This is a genomic window from Clostridium sp. KNHs205 (genome assembly GCF_000702945.1).
Lineage (GTDB): Bacteria > Bacillota > Clostridia > Lachnospirales > Lachnospiraceae > Anaerocolumna.
This window is the reverse complement of sequence record NZ_JNLE01000005.1, coordinates 635,667-651,767: the sequence shown is the minus strand read 5'-3', so window position 1 is coordinate 651,767 and position 16,101 is coordinate 635,667. Positions and strand designations below refer to the sequence as shown.

Here is a 16,101-nt window from a genome sequence, read left to right as displayed (position 1 = left end):
ATCTGCGTAAAATATAACAAAACAGTAAAGAAACAGCAGATAAAATACATATATTTACATATAACTACGAAGATGTCGAAATTGTTAAGTTTTTTGTAAGTTTGTTTACTAAATTGTAAAATTAATTAAAGCTTACTTAATGGTATTATTTTTAAAATAGTTTATAATACATTCTCGTAGCCTATTTTTATATAGGAATATCTAATATGGCATGGACCATATAATGACAACAAGAGGGAGGACAAAGCAGTGGTTTTTAGCAGTCTGGAATTTATTTTTAGATTTTTACCGTTGTTTTTAATAATTTATTATGTTATGCCTGCCAGGTTTCGGAATGCTGTTCTCTTTCTCGGGAGCCTGTGTTTTTACGCTTGGGGAGATTTAAAATATCTCGTTCTGATTCTTATTTCAATCCTGGTCAATTTTTTAGCGGTCAGAGAAATGAAGCGTAATAAAGTATATTCCAGGATATGGCTTATAGCAGCACTGCTTTTTAACTTTGGAATATTGTTCTTCTTCAAATACATAAATTTTGCTATTGAAAACATAAATGTACCTCTTAGAGCCTTAACACATGGTACGGGTATTGCCTCCCTGCAATTGGGACTGCCATTAGGAATCAGTTTCTATACCTTCCAGGCAGTATCTTATGTAATTGACATTTATCGAGGGGATTGTAAGGAAAACCATAACCTGTTCCGCTTTGCCACTTACCTGGTGATGTTCCCTAAATTGGTTTCCGGACCTATCGCAGCTTACGGTGACATGGTAGAACAGCTGGAGGAGAGAAGGTATGGCCTGTTCAAATTTGAAAAGGGCTTAAAGCTTTTTGTGGTCGGACTTGGTATGAAAGTACTCATTGCAAACCGTATCGGCATACTCTGGAATGATATACAGACCATTGGTTTTGAAAGTATATCGACACCTCTTGCCTGGCTTGGCTCCTTCGGTTACAGCCTGCAGCTTTATTTTGATTTTCAGGGTTACTCCCTGATGGCCATTGGAATAGGAAGAATGCTGGGCTTTCATTTACCGGAGAACTTCAACCATCCCTATATGTCCAAATCTATGACAGAGTTCTGGCGCAGATGGCATATGACTCTGGGAGCATGGTTTAGAAATTACGTGTACATTCCCCTTGGTGGAAACAGAAGAGGAACCGGACGCCTTGCCTTAAACATGCTGGTAGTATGGCTTTTGACCGGTTTATGGCATGGAGCCAGTTGGAATTTCGTATTATGGGGTCTGGTGCTTTTTCTATTGATACTGCTGGAAAAGTTGTTTTTTAAGAGAATACTGGACAATTCAAGGGTTATAGCAAGAATCTATATGCTTCTCGCGATTCCCCTTACCTGGACATTATTTGCTATCAGCAATTTAAGGGATGCGGGTATTTATTTTGGCAGAATGTTCGGAATTGTACCTGGCATAAATGTGAACGCCGGAGATTTTATGAAGTATCTCGGACAATACAAATGGTTGTTTATAGTAGGATTTTTTTTCTGCTTCCCCTTTGGTAAGAGATTGTTTGAGAAATTTCAAAACAGTATCTTCTGCACAGCCTTTTTGTTCCTGGTCTTCTGGTACTCTGTATATCTTTTAGCCAACGGAATAAATAATCCCTTCCTGTATTTCCAGTTTTAATCAGTAAGCTTCTTGACGTTTGATTATATACCGCCCTCTGGCGGAAGAATGTGAGTGAAATTATGAAACATTTTAGGAATTTGAAAAGATATCATTTCCTGTTTGCGGTAGCAGCCAGTACACTGCTTCTCAGTCTCCTTGGATATGCCGGCAAGAACAGCGTATATGCTGATTACTCTGTTGATATATTAAAGGTGCCGCAGCTTGCAGTTGTGTTTGAAGGAATAAAAGATGGAAATTATCCATGGAATATCGTTGGCGGTAATCCAAAAGAAGCCTCAGAAGATGGTAAGCAGCTAACCGCTGATTCCGGAAAAACAGGTGCTGATACAAAGAACCCTATGGGGAATGAAGAGGATACAAGCAATCCGGCTGATAATAGCAAGGTTGACAGACCTGGACCTGGAAAAACACCCGGAGAAGGAAATAACAAGCCTTCTGCCGGCAACAATTCTCAAGGTAATGAGCCGGATAAAGGTACCTCAGAGGCAGCTTCCGGTACAGCCATAGATTCTGGCAAGAAGGGAACTAATGAACCGATGGATTCTAATAAGGATTCCGGAAAAAATAATAATACTGGTAATGGTACAGATACACATACTACCGGAAACGATGGCAGTACTGGTAACGACATTTCCGGAAGTACCGGCAAAGACAGTACAGAAAAAGGCAGTAACCCCGGGATAGGTAGTGTTCCGGATAAAGACAGTACTACGGATAACAACACTAACAATCCAGACGCTAACAACGGAAGTACCGATAAAGGCAGCAAAGGCGAGAAACCGGTAAAAGGCAGCGATACGGATAAAAATAACGATACCGGTAAGAATGCAGGTAAAGACGGCAGTACCGGCAAAGGCAACAATTCGGGTTCGGGTACAAAAACAGACGTTGAATATGAGACCGTGGAAAAAAGTTACTTCAAGGACGCACTTTTTATCGGTGATTCCAGAACAGTAGGACTATCAGAATATTCCGGCTGGACGGAGCCGACTTATTTTGCAGATGTAGGTCTTACGATTTATGATATCTTTGAAAAAGAAATTGCCGAAATAAATGGAAAGAAGCTTACTGTAGACAAGGCTTTGGCAAAACAGAAATACGGCAAGATCTATATTATGCTTGGAATTAATGAATTAGGAACAGGAACCACCAAGACCTTTGTTGCGGAGTATAAAAAGGTAATTGAAGAAATCCGGAAGCTTCAGCCAGATGCCATAATCTATATTGAAGGTATTATGAATGTAACCAAGAAAAAATCCGACTCCGACCCTATCTTTAATAATAAGAACATCAAAGACAGGAATAACGGAATTGCAACGCTGGCTGATAATAAGACTACTTTCTATATTGATGTGAACGAAGCTATTACAGATAAGACCGGTGGTATTCCTGAAAAATATACCTTTGACAATATTCATCTGAAAGCAGCCTATTATAAGATATGGACAGAATTTCTATTAAACCATGGCGTCGTTAAATAACTAGAATAAAAAGGATATACCCCCTTTATAAAATTAAGGCTGTTGCAGCTGGTTAACTATAATAAGATAGTCTGAAGTAAAGCTTATCTTATACAGTTAAAAGCCGTATCAGCCTTTTTCTAATAGAATAAAATCTTTCATAATAAACAAATCCAAGCGGATGGGAGGTGAAGAACCCCCAGGAAATTTAAGGCTCAATGGAATCCGGTAAAGGAATTTCCTCAGATGAATAGTCTTCCGCTGATTTCTCTTTTTTACGGCCGACCTTCTGGACGGACTCAATAAGCAAGGATGAGATAACTACCGTTACAAGGGAGTAAACAAGCCTTTGCAGCGGAATATAAAGCAGGGATAAGCTCAATACTACAATATCAGTAGCCAGGTATGCTTTTGATAATCTGCAGCGGGTAAATTTTGAAATGATAAGTGCCAGGGCATCATCGCCTCCACTGGAACCACCCTGTCTTATAATCAGGCCGACACCTGTTCCCACAAAGATACCACCTGCTATGGCTGCAACAAGGGGATAAGGCGACAGATTGGGAAGTACAGGCGGGAACTGTTCCCACAGCCTGAAGAAACCTGCCAGGCTTAGGGTTGAGATAAAGGATACCTTAATAAAATCTTTGCCGAGATAACGAAAGGCAATTGCATAGCAAAGGATATCAAGGATAGGGGTCAGCAGTGACGGAGAGAGACCAAGCTGGTTATTTAACAACAGGATCAGCCCGATTACGCCGCCCTCTGTGATATTTGCTTGCTGGTGTATATTATAAATGCCGAAGGAACCTATTGCAGTACCCAGCAATATGGCTCCAAAGGCTTTTAATGTCAAAAGTCCTTTATTATTATCTATAAATTTCGTAATAAATCTTTTTCCTAACATAACAGTCAACCTTTCAAATTTACCTGGAAATTATTGTTCAGGTGTTTTTCTGGGGTTTTTATCCATAAGTTGAATTAATCCCTACCATTCCATTTTAAACTCTGGTATAATACTAATGTCAAGAGCTTTATTTTACTGACAAAGTGTCTAAAAATCAATGTCAGAATGGGGTAACCATGAAAGATTACTATAAAATAAACGAAATCTCAAAACTATATGGAATCGGAGTGGATTCTCTAAGATATTATGAAAGAATTGGAATCTTAAAGCCGAAAAGAGATATAAACGGATATCGTCTTTATAGTCTTAAAGATATCTACAAGTTAAATATTATATCGGATCTTCGTCAGTTGGATTTCTCCATGAAGCAGATTAAGGAATATCTGGATCATCAAAGTATAGATAATACCATTGCCTTACTCTATGAAGAACAGGAGTATGTCAAAGAGCAGTTAAAAAAACTCAGGGAAAGAAAACAGATAATGAAAGACCGTATAGAGGCTTTAAAGTCTGCTGCCAGTATTACAGCAGGAGAATATGTAGTAAAGGAGCTGCCGCCCCGTCCCTGTGTAAGACTGAATGAATATATCACCAGAGATGAAGAAATGGATTTTGCAGTAAAGAAGCTTCACAGAAAGCATGAAAATAAAATAAGAGATTTTGGAAATCAGTCCATTGGTGCGGTAATGTCTCTTGAGGATCTGGAAAAAGGCCTGGTAAATGTATACCGCAGCATTTTCTTTATTCTGGAGCGTACAGAGGAGAACTATGATTTTATGCTTCCGGAGGGAAGATATCTGTCCTGCTGTTACAGGGGAGATTACCTGCAGAGTACGGAACGCATAAGTAAGATGATAGCATATAGTAAGTCTCAGGGTTTTAACATATCCGGTGATCCCTTTGAAATATATGTAATAGATAATCGGGAAACTATGAAGGAAGAAGAATTTCTCACAGAAATTCAGATACAAATATTAGAGTCAGTTTGAATAACATTACTAAGTTGCGACGGAACACTGCATATGAATTGGAATTGTTATTTGTCGCTAATAAGCGAGATAAGAGGAGATTATGAGTAGAAGAAAACAGCTAAAAATGAGAAAAGTGGGCTTAGAGCATCTGGAACAGTATAATCAGCTCCTTCGTTATGTCTTTCAGGTTACTGACAGAGAACTCCATCAGATAGGCTGGGAAGAGAAAGAGATTATAAGAGCCAAATCTCCCATTCTTGAGCAAGCGGATGTGCTGGGATGGTTTGATGATGATAAATTAATATCACAGGTAGCAGTGTACCCTTTTCAGGTCAGAATCTTTAATAAGACCTACGATATGGGTGGTCTTACAGGAGTAGGCACCTATCCGGAATATTCCGGTCAGGGACTCATGCATAAGCTATTATGCCAGGCCCTTGAGAATATGCGAAACCGTAAGCAGTCAATTTCTTATTTATATCCCTATTCCATTCCTTATTATAGAAGGAAAGGCTGGGAAATCATTTCGGATAAGATCACCTTTGAAATAAATGATTATCAGCTGCCCAAAAATAAAAGGGTATCCGGTGAGATTGAGAGAGTCCCTGCGGAGAGTGAGCAGGTCAGAGAAGCTTATGAGCGTTTTGCACTTCAGACCCATGGTGCGATGCTTCGGGGAGATCTTGCCTGGAACGAGTATTGGCTATGGGATACAGATGATCTGATGGCAGCCATCTATTACAACGAGGAGGGTGAGCCGGACGGTTATGTGCTCTACTGGATAGCAGATGAGATCTTTCATATAAAGGATATGATATTTGTCCATGAAGAAGCAAGAAGCGGACTCTGGAATTTTATCAGTGCTCATTTTTCCATGATTTCAAAGGTTACCGGGAATATCCATACCGATGAACCCCTGGCTTTTCTACTGGAGGATGCAGATATTAAGGAGACCATTTCACCTTATTTTATGGCACGTATTGTAGATATTGAAATGTTCATAGCCCTTTATCCTTTTAAGGCAGATACTGCTGACAGGAAATGGACCTTTACCCTGGATGATCCGCTTTTATCCTGGAACCAGGGAACTTTTACGCTGCACATTTCAGCAGAAGGAAAGGGTGAAATTCTTAGAACCTCAGAAAAAAGCAGCGATAAGATAGATATACAAACAATGACAACCATGCTCCTTGGATATAAACGTCCGGATTATCTGCATAAAATCGGACGTTTAAGTTGCAGCCCTGACACTGTAGATATGTTAGAGGATGCCATTGAACAACAGACACCTTATTTCTCTGATTATTTTTAACAGATACATGAGCTAACAGAAATCTTATCTATATGTAAATTATTTAAGACTTTACGGAAGGGATAACTACAGATAGAAAAGGAGGAAGGCCAGCCGGTTTAACCGTCTGGCCTCATATGAAAAAAAAGATTATGTCAGCAAGGTGGGGAACCTTGTTTATTGCTATATAAGTAGTATACTGTTCATAAATGTACTTAATATGAATGGTTATTGAAAAGATTGTGAATATTTTTATTTGAATAAAACTTGAATATTACCAAAACAACAAAAAGGTGAATTCAAGGCTTCATAATAAAAAGCAGATTTATGAACCTGATGCGATGAATACTTACCTTACAATCTTATGTACATAAAATACTTTCAGCTGCAGATACTATCTGAAAATGCAATTTTATTATTCCATATTTTTTTGTTGGAGCTAAGATTGGTTTTGTACTACTAAACAGATTGAGCAGAGTGTGTGGACAAACACAGTTAATCTCAGTAATTTATAGTCAGCGCTTTTCAAAGATCAAAAAGCGCAGAAATGGGGAAGACATGCAGAAGGATACTGAAAAACAGCAGCAGCGCAAGGAAAAAGAAAAATTTAATCAGTCAACTCATAAAGAAAAACCAGAAAACCAGAATCAGACTCATAATGTGGTAAGAGAGGGCATTGGTCCTCAGAATCAGAAAAGATGAGTTAAAGAAGCTGTTATTTTAAAAAATGTTGCGGTAAGAAGCCTCTTGGCTTTCCTCTACACACCGGCTGACAGACACATTGCTTATTTAGTTGCTAAATCGTTCAAAAATTGTTCGTTTATGCACCCAAATCGGCAACAGGTCTTTCAGGCAGTGCATTACAGGAAAGCTAAGAGGCTTCTTACCGTTTGTATTCATTTGGCATCAGTCGCTATTTACGGTATAGAAAATTACATAATATTTCATTTCTTTATATCTTCTTAACGAAGTACAGGAGGCAGAGAAGCAATTCAGATGAATGCTTCCTATATTCCGGATCTCATTCTCCTGGATCTGGGGCTGCCGGATATGGACGGTCTGGAAGTGCTGAAAAATATACGAACCTGGTCTAAGGTGCCTGTTGTGGTAGTATCCGCAAGAGGGCATGAAAGAGAGAAGGTGGAGGCTCTTGATCTGGAAGCTGACGATTACATCGTAAAACCTTTTAGAACCCCTGAATTGCTGGCACGTATCAGAACAGCTTTGCGCCATGGAATAAGAAGCAGTGAGGAAATGAAAAAAGAATCGGGTATTGTTAAGATTGCAGAACTGGAAATCGATTATGAGAAAAGAAGTGTTTATCTGGAAAAGCAAAACATTCATCTGACACCTATTGAATATAAAATACTTGCACTTTTAGCAAGACATCCCGGCAAAGTATTAACCCATGATTATATTATCAAGGAAATCTGGGGACCCTATGCCAATGAAAGCCGTACACTTCGTGTAAACATGGCAAATATTCGAAGAAAAATTGAAAAAAATCCCGGTGAACCTCAGTATATTCTTACTGAAATGGGTGTTGGTTACCGTATGGCTGACAGATAATGTAATATCTTCTAAGACGTTATCAAACCGTATAAAAGAAAAGTATTCGGTGAATATTATCTCCAAGGAGGTAATACAATGGATGCGAATGAAGAATATTTAAATTATATTTATCAAAATGCTAAAATGGGTACAGATACTTTGGGACAATTGATCAATATTGCGGAAGATAAGGAGTTTACCAGTACTTTAAACTCTCAGTTCAGAGAATATGAGTCCATCGAGAGGAAAGCGGAAGAGTATCTGAAACAAAGAAACAAAGAAGAAAAAGATATTTCTATGTTTCAGAAGGTTTCAGCTGATGTGATGATCAATGTTAAGACCTTAACGGATAAATCAGCCTCCCATATTGCAGGGATGCTTATGCAGGGCAGTACCATGGGTGTAATTGATATCATAAAAAATAACCGTAAATATAACGGTGCAGACAGTGAAATCAAAGAATTAGGACAAAGATTGTTAACCCTGGAAGAAAATAATATCAATGAGTGTAAGCGTTATATCTAATACTATTTTATGAGAATAATAAGGGTACCCTGCTTTGTGAGAATGCGTGGTACTCTTTTTTAGTGAAACAGATTAATAAATGAAACATATACTACAGTATAAATTTATCTTATAAAGTACTTCATATCATAGATTGAAAAAGATACATCCTGAAGACTGCTACTTAGAATTATTTGACAGCCGGATTTCGGTTTTGCTATAATAAAAGCGAAGAAAATAAGTAAATGATGAAAGATGTCGTTCTATAATCAAGCGAAATTATAATTATCGTTTGGTGGAAAAGAGGATTTTTATGGGTGGGTTTAATACTGGGTTTAGCGATAGTTTTGGAAATGGTTTCGGAAATGGCTTCGGAGGAAATACTTTTCCGGGGATTTTTACAATTATGTTTCTGTTGGTATTTGGAATTATTTTATTTGGGATAATATCTGCAATCAGACAGGGTATCAAAAATAGTAATTCACCTGTTCTTACTGTAGAAGCTAAAGTAGTTGCCAAACGAACCAGTGTTTCTCATAGTAGCAATAACACAATGGACGACTTTGCTTCTTCAAGCTCAAGTACCTGGTATTATGCTACCTTCGAAGTGGAGAGCGGTGACAGAATGGAGTTCTCGGTAAGTGGAAGAGAATACGGAATGTTGGCAGAAGGGGATTACGGCAAATTGAAATTCCAGGGAACCAGGTATTTAGAATATACCAGGGATATAACCTTGTAGGATCAGAAGCCTGTGATAATTCTATGCACAGAGGGCATTTTGTAATCTGGAAAGTGTGTAATGAGGTTTCAAAGATACCTGAGCAATGAATAAAAATACGAAGGTTTTTTAAAAGAATCGATAAGTCTAAAGGACGGAAAGGTTTATTGCAACTTCAAGCAGTATCCTTTCTTTTTTATTATCTGAAAAATAATTCTTGTAGACAAGTCATTCATTTCTGATTATGATATAAGAAATGAAATTACATAGAGGAAATCAAATTAGATATAAGAAATGAAACTATACAAAAAAAGAAATGACATTATACAGAAGAAAAGAAATTAAACGAAAAGAAATCTGAATAAATATACCATCAGTATTCTACTTCAATCAGAGAGGATAAAACCATGGAGTTAAGGGAGTACCTAAAAGAACACAAATTGATTACAGATGGAGCCATGGGGACCTATTATTCCAGGCTGCTGAACAATGATAATGCTGTATCAGAATACGGGAATATTAAGAAGGAAGACATAATTGCAGATATCCATAAAGCGTATATCAAAGCCGGTGCGGTGTTAATCAGAACCAATACCTTTGCGGCCAATAAGCAAACCCTGTCACAGTTTGGAGAAGAACAGAGAGAGTTAATTAAGAATGCCTATCGTCTGGCCCAAAGGGCTGTGAAGGAAGCGAAAGCGGAAGGATTAACAGCTGCACAGGATATCTATATCGCCTGTGATATAGGACCAATACCTGAAAATGGTACCAGAACGGAAGAGGATATACTTGCAGAATATCTGGAGATGTGTGATGCCTTTTTAGAAGCAGGTGGAGAAGTATTTCTTTTTGAGACTTTTTCGGATTTCTATTACTTAAAAAATGTAACCGCATATATTAAAGAGAAGAAACCGGACGCTTTTATCATTACGAATTTCTGTCTTAATAAGAATGGTTTTACCACTAAGGGAATCAGTGCCAGAACAATCCTTGAGACCATTGAAAAGATGGAGGAAATTGAGGCAGGAGGCTTCAACTGTGGTATCGGTTCCGGACATATGAACCAGATACTAAAACGTCTGCCCTTCCCGGAGAAGAAATTCATTGCTGCAATACCCAATGCCGGCTATCCGGAACAGTTTAAGAACCGGCTGGTCTTTATGGATAATGAAGGGTACTTTAGAGAGAATCTTCAGCGAATATGTGATCTGGGTGTCGATATTATCGGCGGCTGCTGCGGTACCACACCTGAATATATTCAGAATATGTCAGAGCGTCTTCTGTTAAGAGAAGACTACAGGGGAGTCAGAAAAGACCTGGCAGAATTAAAGGAGACCAAAGTTGAAGTCAGAACCAATGATTTCTATGAGCTCTTTAAAACAAACAGGAAAGTAGTCGCAGTGGAGCTGGATCCACCCTTTGATGCAAAGGATGAAAAGGTTATAGCCTGTGCTCTTAAATTAAAAGAAACAGGTACAGATATCATAACCATTGCCGATTCTCCTATGGGAAGAAGCAGAGTGGATTCCATTTTGATGGCTCTAAAGCTGCATAATGAAACAGGTTTACCTGTTATGCCCCATGTATGCTGCAGGGATAAAAATATGATCGCCATGCGTTCCACTTTGCTTGGAGCTTATTTAGGAGGAATACGCAATATTCTGATTGTAACCGGAGATCCTATTCCCAGTGAACACAGACAGTCTACTACCGGTGTGTTTGACTATAACTCCATTCAGCTCATGAATTATGTAAAGGAAATGAACAGAGAACATTTTCCTGAGGAACTTCTTTATTATGGAGGAGCACTGAATTATGGACGAGGTCCCATTGAGAAGGTAGTTGAGAGGATGGAGAAGAAGATTGAAGCCGGTGCCGGATATTTTCTTACACAGCCTGTTTATTCAGAGGAAGACATGCGGCGTTTGGAAGAAATCAAGAAAAGGGTAAATACTAAAATCTTATGCGGAATCATGCCTCTTGTAAGCTACACCAATGCGAATTTTATCAAGAATGAGATATCCGGTATCAATGTACCCGACTGGGTAGTGGAAAGATACCGACCGGATATGGAGAAAGAAGAGGCAGAGTGGGTAGCAGCAGATATTGCAAGTGAAATAATCAGGGATATAAGTCCTTTTGCAGACGGTTATTATTTTATGCTTCCCTTTAACCGGGTAAGCCTCATGGAAAAAATAAAGATTGTATAGCGTATAAATAAACAATAGATAGAAGATAAGGTCTAAGGTAAAATTATGAGGGATATTGATGATAAGCCGATTGTAAGGGAGTCCTTTGCCATGGCCTATAAAGGGGGAGAAATCTGGTTTGAGCAGCTGGATGCTCTTTATGGGCACAAGGAACTGGTAATGGAGAAGTTTCATAAGGATTTGGAAGTTTTAAAGCGCCCCTCTTCTACCGGTCTGGTAGCGGTTAATATTAACCAGACTGTTATAGAGGAAGACATGGCAGAAGATATACTTAATCGGCTGATAGAATTGAACAAACTGCGCAAGGTAGTTTTTGTCGGAACCTGTAAGAAGATAAAACATCTTATCAAAAGCAGATTGAAAGAACAGAGAGCCAAAGCTACCTTTGCCTGTTCCTTTATAGATGATTATGAAAAGGCAAAGACCTGGCTGGTCGGAAAGATATAAACGAAGCAGGAATATATAAGTTGGGAGAAAACCAAAACGCAACGATAGATTCAGGAAAGAGGTTACCATGACAAGAAAAGAATTCAGAGAGCTGACAAAGCAGAAAATCGTACTCTTAGACGGAGCAACAGGCAGCAATATGCAAAAAGCCGGGATGCCTACCGGTGTATGCCCGGAAGAATGGATACTTAAGAACCCTGGTGTTCTGATTGACCTGCAAAAAGCCTATATCGAAGCCGGAACGGATATTCTTTATGCGCCTACTTTTACGGGTAACCGAATAAAGCTTACCGAATACGGCCTTGCAGACAGAATAGCAGAGATTAATCAGGAACTTGTGAGACTGTCCAAGCGGGCAGTAACAGAAGCGGCTGCTGACAGAAAAGTCTATATCGCCGGTGACCTTACCATGACCGGGCAGCAGTTATACCCGGTGGGAACTCTTCGTTTTGAAGAATTGGTTGAGGTATATAAGGAGCAGATCGCTTATCTGTTATTAGCCGGTGCTGACCTTTTTGTGATAGAGACTATGATGAGTCTGCAGGAATGCAGAGCTGCTCTTTTGGCAGTAAAAGAAACCTGTGACTTACCTGTTATGATAACCCTTACCTTTAACGAGAATAACAGAACCCTTTACGGCACGGACCCGGTAACGGCAATTACCGTGCTTCAAAAGATGGGAGCGGATGCCGTAGGTGTGAATTGCTCCACCGGTCCGGAAGGCATGAAGGATATCGTAAGTGAAATGAAAAAGTATTCTTCCGTTCCTATTATTGCAAAGCCCAACGCAGGTCTGCCAAAGCTTGTAAATGATGAAACGGTCTTTTCTATGGAAGGGAAAGAATTTGCAGAAGAAACCAGAGGACTTGTGGAGGCAGGAGCAGGTATTATCGGTGGCTGCTGCGGAACTACACCGGAGCATTTAGCTATGTTAAAGGCTTCCGTCAGTGAGCTTCCGGTGCCGGAACTTACTCCTGAAAAAGTAAGGATTCTCACAACAGAACGTAAAGCACTTAAGATTAAGGATAACGGGAAATTCCTTGTAATCGGTGAAAGAATCAACCCGACCGGTAAGAAAGCCCTTCAGGAAGAATTAAGGCAGGGTAACTACCAGATGGTTACGGACTTTGCAAGGCAGCAGGAAGAAGACGGTGCGGATATTCTGGATGTAAATATGGGGATGAACGGCATTGATGAGAAAGAAGCCATGCTCGAAGCAATCTATGAGTTAACAGGTTTCTCAGGGCTGCCCCTAAGCATAGATACGAGCCATATCAGTGTAATGGAAGCCGCTCTGAGAATCTATCCGGGACGTGCCCTTATTAACTCCATATCCCTGGAAAAGGAGAAGTTTGAGAAACTAATACCCCTTGCCCATAAATACGGAGCTATGTTTATACTGCTTCCTCTATCAGATAAAGGTTTACCGAAGGATCTGGAGGAGAAGAAAGATATTATCCGTACTATTGCAGAAGCAGCAGAAAGAAATGGTCTTGAAAAAGACGATATTATCGTAGACGGGCTTGTAAATACCGTAGGAGCCAATCGTGACGCAGCACTGCAGACCCTTGAGACCATCCGTTACTGCAAGGAAGAGCTTGGACTGGCTACGGTTGTGGGGTTGTCCAATATATCCTTCGGACTCCCTGAGAGACAGTATGTAAACAGTACTTTTCTGGCACTTGCTATCAGAGAAGGACTTACTATGGCAATAGCAAATCCCTCTCAGGAGCTGTTAATGAACACAGCCTTTGCAGCAGATCTCCTTGCAGCCAAAGAAGAGTCAGACATCAGGTATATCAAAAGAGTAACGGAAAGACCATCCTCTGTTGTAACCAGAAAAGAAGAAACTCTTAAGAAGTCCGGAGCAGATACTTCCTTAAATCAGGAGGAAGGCGCAGGAAGCCCGAAGGTTATTGAGGGGAATAAAACCTATCAGGATGTTTATGACGCAGTAATAAAAGGAAATAAAAGAGAGATTGTAGCACGTGTTAAGGAGGTTCTGAAAGAAGAGGTTAAACCTTCCTTTGTACTGGATGAGCTGTTGATACCGGGTATAAATGAAGTTGGCAGGCTCTTTGACAAGCAGATTTATTTTCTTCCCCAGCTGATTTCGTCGGCAGAAGCCATGAAAACCGCAATTGATTATCTGGAGCCGCTATTAAAAGACGGCCAGGAGGAGAAGAAGCTGGCAACGGTGGTTATAGCAACAGTTTCCGGAGATGTACATGATATCGGTAAGAATCTGGTGGTATTGATGCTTAAGAACTACGGATTTCAGGTTATTGATCTGGGCAAGGATGTGCCATCGGAAAAAATCATAGAAACAGCCAGAGAGCAGGAGGCGGATATTATTGCATTATCCGCCCTGATGACCACCACCATGCTTGAAATGAAACGCGTTATAGCTTTAAAACAAGAAGCAGGACTAAAAGCAAAGGTAATTATTGGAGGTGCGGTAATTACGCAAAGTTACGCTGATGAGATAGGTGCAGACGGCTTTGCAGCAGATGCCGGAGAAACTGTAACGGTTATAAAAAGACTATTGAAATTGTAAGAGTAAGATTGCAAAGCTTAGGTAAGGTCTTTCATGCACCTGAAAAGGAGCTTCTTACCGGAATCTTGTTTAATTTGCACCAGCTCCTTTTATTTCCTGATTTCTAGGTATACGGAAGGTACCTTACTAATATCCTTAAACAAAAAGCTGGAAAAATACAAGTTATTTTTCCAGCTGCGTTTATAAATAATTAAGTTACAAATCAATCACTCTAACTAATATCAGAATCTTCCTCCAGCTCATCACATTGCTTATTATATTTTTTAACAGCATGCTCTCCCATTATCCAATTAAAGATAAGACTGAATATAAAAAAGGGAATAAACATCTGAACAGCGCCCTTAAGAGCAGAAACTCCTTCAAACTGTGCATCCTGTACCCCAAAGCCATAATGAAAGACAGCGGATACAATAACGATACCTGCTGACAGCCAGAGGGAATTTAATACGTAATGAAGGCTTCTCGTTTTTCTTCCGGAGGTATTCGTAGGCAGCAGTTTTCTGTTTAAGCTACGGGGAAGCATTGCCTCTATATAACCTTTTTCAGCTATAAGAAGAACTACACTGATTATTAAGAGCAGACCGATTGCCCATCCGCAATCATCCACACTCTTCGTGGTAATTACTTTATATATTATTTCAATTATCAGATAGGTATAGGCTGCCAGTACTGCCCACACACTGGCCTGCTGAGTATTTCTTGTAATTCGTTCATCTTGGTGCAAATCAGCAGCCAGTTTGTCTGCAAGATACTTGGAATTTAACCACTTCATTCTACATCCTCCCAGAATAAATCATTCAAAGTTTTACCTGTTGCGCGGCAAATCGCAATACATAGGTTCAGAGTGGGATTATATTTTCCGCTTTCAATTAATCCTATTGTCTGTCTGGTAACGCCAACGGCTATAGCCAGGTCTTCCTGTGACATATCCTTTTCAATCCGCGCCAGTTTCATTTTTTTATTTTTCATTTCATCACCTGACACAGATTATATAGTATAAATTGCAAAATGTCAAATATATATTGCATTAAGATTCTGACACTTGTAATTTGACAGGTATGACCGGTATGGATGGGAGGTATAATTCAGAAGAACCATATGAAACAACCAGATAAATTGTGCAAATTTAAAACAATAAAAGGAGTTTTCTTAGTCCATTTATGTAAAATGCTGTTTTTCAAAAGTTCTATTGACTTCATGGAAAAAAGAACTATAATATTGGTTGAGCATCTCAATAGTTGAGGTACTCAACAAAATGAGTGCAAAAGAATATAAGAGCTCGGTACTGGGGAGTTCTTAAGGAGGAATCGTAATAATGGCAGATAAACGGGAAGATGAGGATTATGAAGGAACCATAAGTCAGGAGTTCATTACCACCTTGAATAAAGTACGCAAGCTGATGGGAAGACTTCATGGGAATAGAAGTCTGTATCCGGCTGAATTTATGATGTTAGGTGCAATACATCACGGCGGAAAGCATTGCGGAGCGAAGGAAGCCGAGACTAACGAGCTGGGAGTACGTGTCGGTGAACTTAGTAAAATGGTTCATTCTACCAAGTCGGCCACGTCTAAAATGCTGAAAGCTTTAGAAGAAAAAGGTTATGTAATGAGAATAACTGATACCAAAGACCGTCGCGTTGTATATATATGCCTGACGGACAGAGGGCATGAGATTATCCAGGAGTCAATATCACAACTGCGGATATTTACGGATAATACCATTCTGAAAATGGGAGAAAATAACACGAGAAGCTTAATTGAAATGCTTAACAAGTTATATGATGCCATGGTCGAGGTGTTGGGGGAATCAGATAAAACGGATGATTTCTAATGGCAAC

14 protein-coding genes and 1 pseudogene are annotated in these 16,101 nt (G+C 39.5%); 12 read left to right on the top strand and 3 right to left on the bottom strand.

Annotated features, from left to right (window positions below; translation table 11 throughout):
* Window positions 1-441 precede the first annotated feature (441 nt).
* Window positions 442-1,644: an MBOAT family O-acyltransferase gene (locus tag BR73_RS0122470; RefSeq protein ID WP_347463496.1), complete on the top strand. Its 1,203-nt coding sequence runs from the start codon at window positions 442-444 to the stop codon at window positions 1,642-1,644.
* Window positions 1,645-1,706: 62 nt separating this feature from the next.
* Entirely contained in the window at window positions 1,707-3,128 is a 1,422-nt protein-coding gene (locus BR73_RS27835; RefSeq protein ID WP_051685499.1) for a GDSL-type esterase/lipase family protein, read from the top strand.
* Between the two features lie 187 nt (window positions 3,129-3,315).
* Here the strand turns inward: BR73_RS27835 and BR73_RS0122460 are convergent, their stop codons facing one another.
* Window positions 3,316-4,014, bottom strand: a complete 699-nt coding sequence (locus BR73_RS0122460; RefSeq protein ID WP_051685498.1) for a YitT family protein — start codon at window positions 4,012-4,014, stop codon at window positions 3,316-3,318.
* A 176-nt stretch (window positions 4,015-4,190) separates the two neighbouring features.
* On the opposite strand from BR73_RS0122460, the gene BR73_RS0122455 reads away from it, so the two are divergent.
* From BR73_RS0122455 to BR73_RS0122420, 9 genes and pseudogenes are all read left to right on the top strand, one after another.
* Window positions 4,191-5,003, top strand: coding sequence for a MerR family transcriptional regulator (locus BR73_RS0122455; RefSeq protein WP_033168093.1), 813 nt, complete (start codon window positions 4,191-4,193; stop codon window positions 5,001-5,003).
* 82 nt (window positions 5,004-5,085) lie between these two features.
* Entirely contained in the window at window positions 5,086-6,297 is a 1,212-nt protein-coding gene (locus BR73_RS0122450) for a GNAT family N-acetyltransferase (RefSeq protein ID WP_033168092.1), read from the top strand.
* A gap of 537 nt (window positions 6,298-6,834) precedes the next feature.
* Complete coding sequence (locus tag BR73_RS29210) at window positions 6,835-6,978, top strand: hypothetical protein (protein ID WP_197032715.1); 144 nt, start codon at window positions 6,835-6,837, stop codon at window positions 6,976-6,978.
* Window positions 6,979-7,242: 264 nt separating this feature from the next.
* Window positions 7,243-7,845, top strand: a pseudogene (locus BR73_RS0122445) (response regulator transcription factor); the annotation flags it as partial.
* A gap of 78 nt (window positions 7,846-7,923) precedes the next feature.
* Window positions 7,924-8,352 (top strand): hypothetical protein, encoded by a 429-nt coding sequence (locus BR73_RS0122440; protein WP_033168091.1) that lies wholly within the window; start codon window positions 7,924-7,926, stop codon window positions 8,350-8,352.
* A gap of 385 nt (window positions 8,353-8,737) precedes the next feature.
* Window positions 8,738-9,070, top strand: a complete 333-nt coding sequence (locus BR73_RS0122435; RefSeq protein ID WP_051685615.1) for a DUF2500 domain-containing protein — start codon at window positions 8,738-8,740, stop codon at window positions 9,068-9,070.
* Window positions 9,071-9,456: 386 nt separating this feature from the next.
* Complete coding sequence (locus BR73_RS0122430; protein WP_033168089.1) at window positions 9,457-11,259, top strand: bifunctional homocysteine S-methyltransferase/methylenetetrahydrofolate reductase; 1,803 nt, start codon at window positions 9,457-9,459, stop codon at window positions 11,257-11,259.
* Window positions 11,260-11,304: 45 nt separating this feature from the next.
* Window positions 11,305-11,706: a hypothetical protein gene (locus tag BR73_RS0122425; protein ID WP_033168088.1), complete on the top strand. Its 402-nt coding sequence runs from the start codon at window positions 11,305-11,307 to the stop codon at window positions 11,704-11,706.
* Window positions 11,707-11,773: 67 nt separating this feature from the next.
* Window positions 11,774-14,263, top strand: a complete 2,490-nt coding sequence (locus BR73_RS0122420; RefSeq protein WP_033168087.1) for a homocysteine S-methyltransferase family protein — start codon at window positions 11,774-11,776, stop codon at window positions 14,261-14,263.
* A gap of 211 nt (window positions 14,264-14,474) precedes the next feature.
* Here the strand turns inward: BR73_RS0122420 and BR73_RS0122415 are convergent, their stop codons facing one another.
* Window positions 14,475-15,035, bottom strand: a complete 561-nt coding sequence (locus BR73_RS0122415; RefSeq protein WP_033168086.1) for a hypothetical protein — start codon at window positions 15,033-15,035, stop codon at window positions 14,475-14,477.
* A complete protein-coding gene (locus tag BR73_RS0122410; protein ID WP_033168085.1) occupies window positions 15,032-15,232 on the bottom strand; it encodes a helix-turn-helix transcriptional regulator in 201 nt (66 codons plus the stop codon). Before BR73_RS0122410 ends, BR73_RS0122415 begins: the two co-directional genes overlap by 4 nt.
* Before the next feature lie 346 nt (window positions 15,233-15,578).
* Between BR73_RS0122410 and BR73_RS0122405 the strand changes: the two genes are divergently transcribed.
* Window positions 15,579-16,094 carry a MarR family transcriptional regulator gene (locus tag BR73_RS0122405; protein ID WP_033168084.1) on the top strand — a complete coding sequence of 172 codons (516 nt, stop codon included), beginning with the start codon at window positions 15,579-15,581 and terminating at the stop codon, window positions 16,092-16,094.
* The last annotated feature ends 7 nt before the right edge of the window (window positions 16,095-16,101 follow it).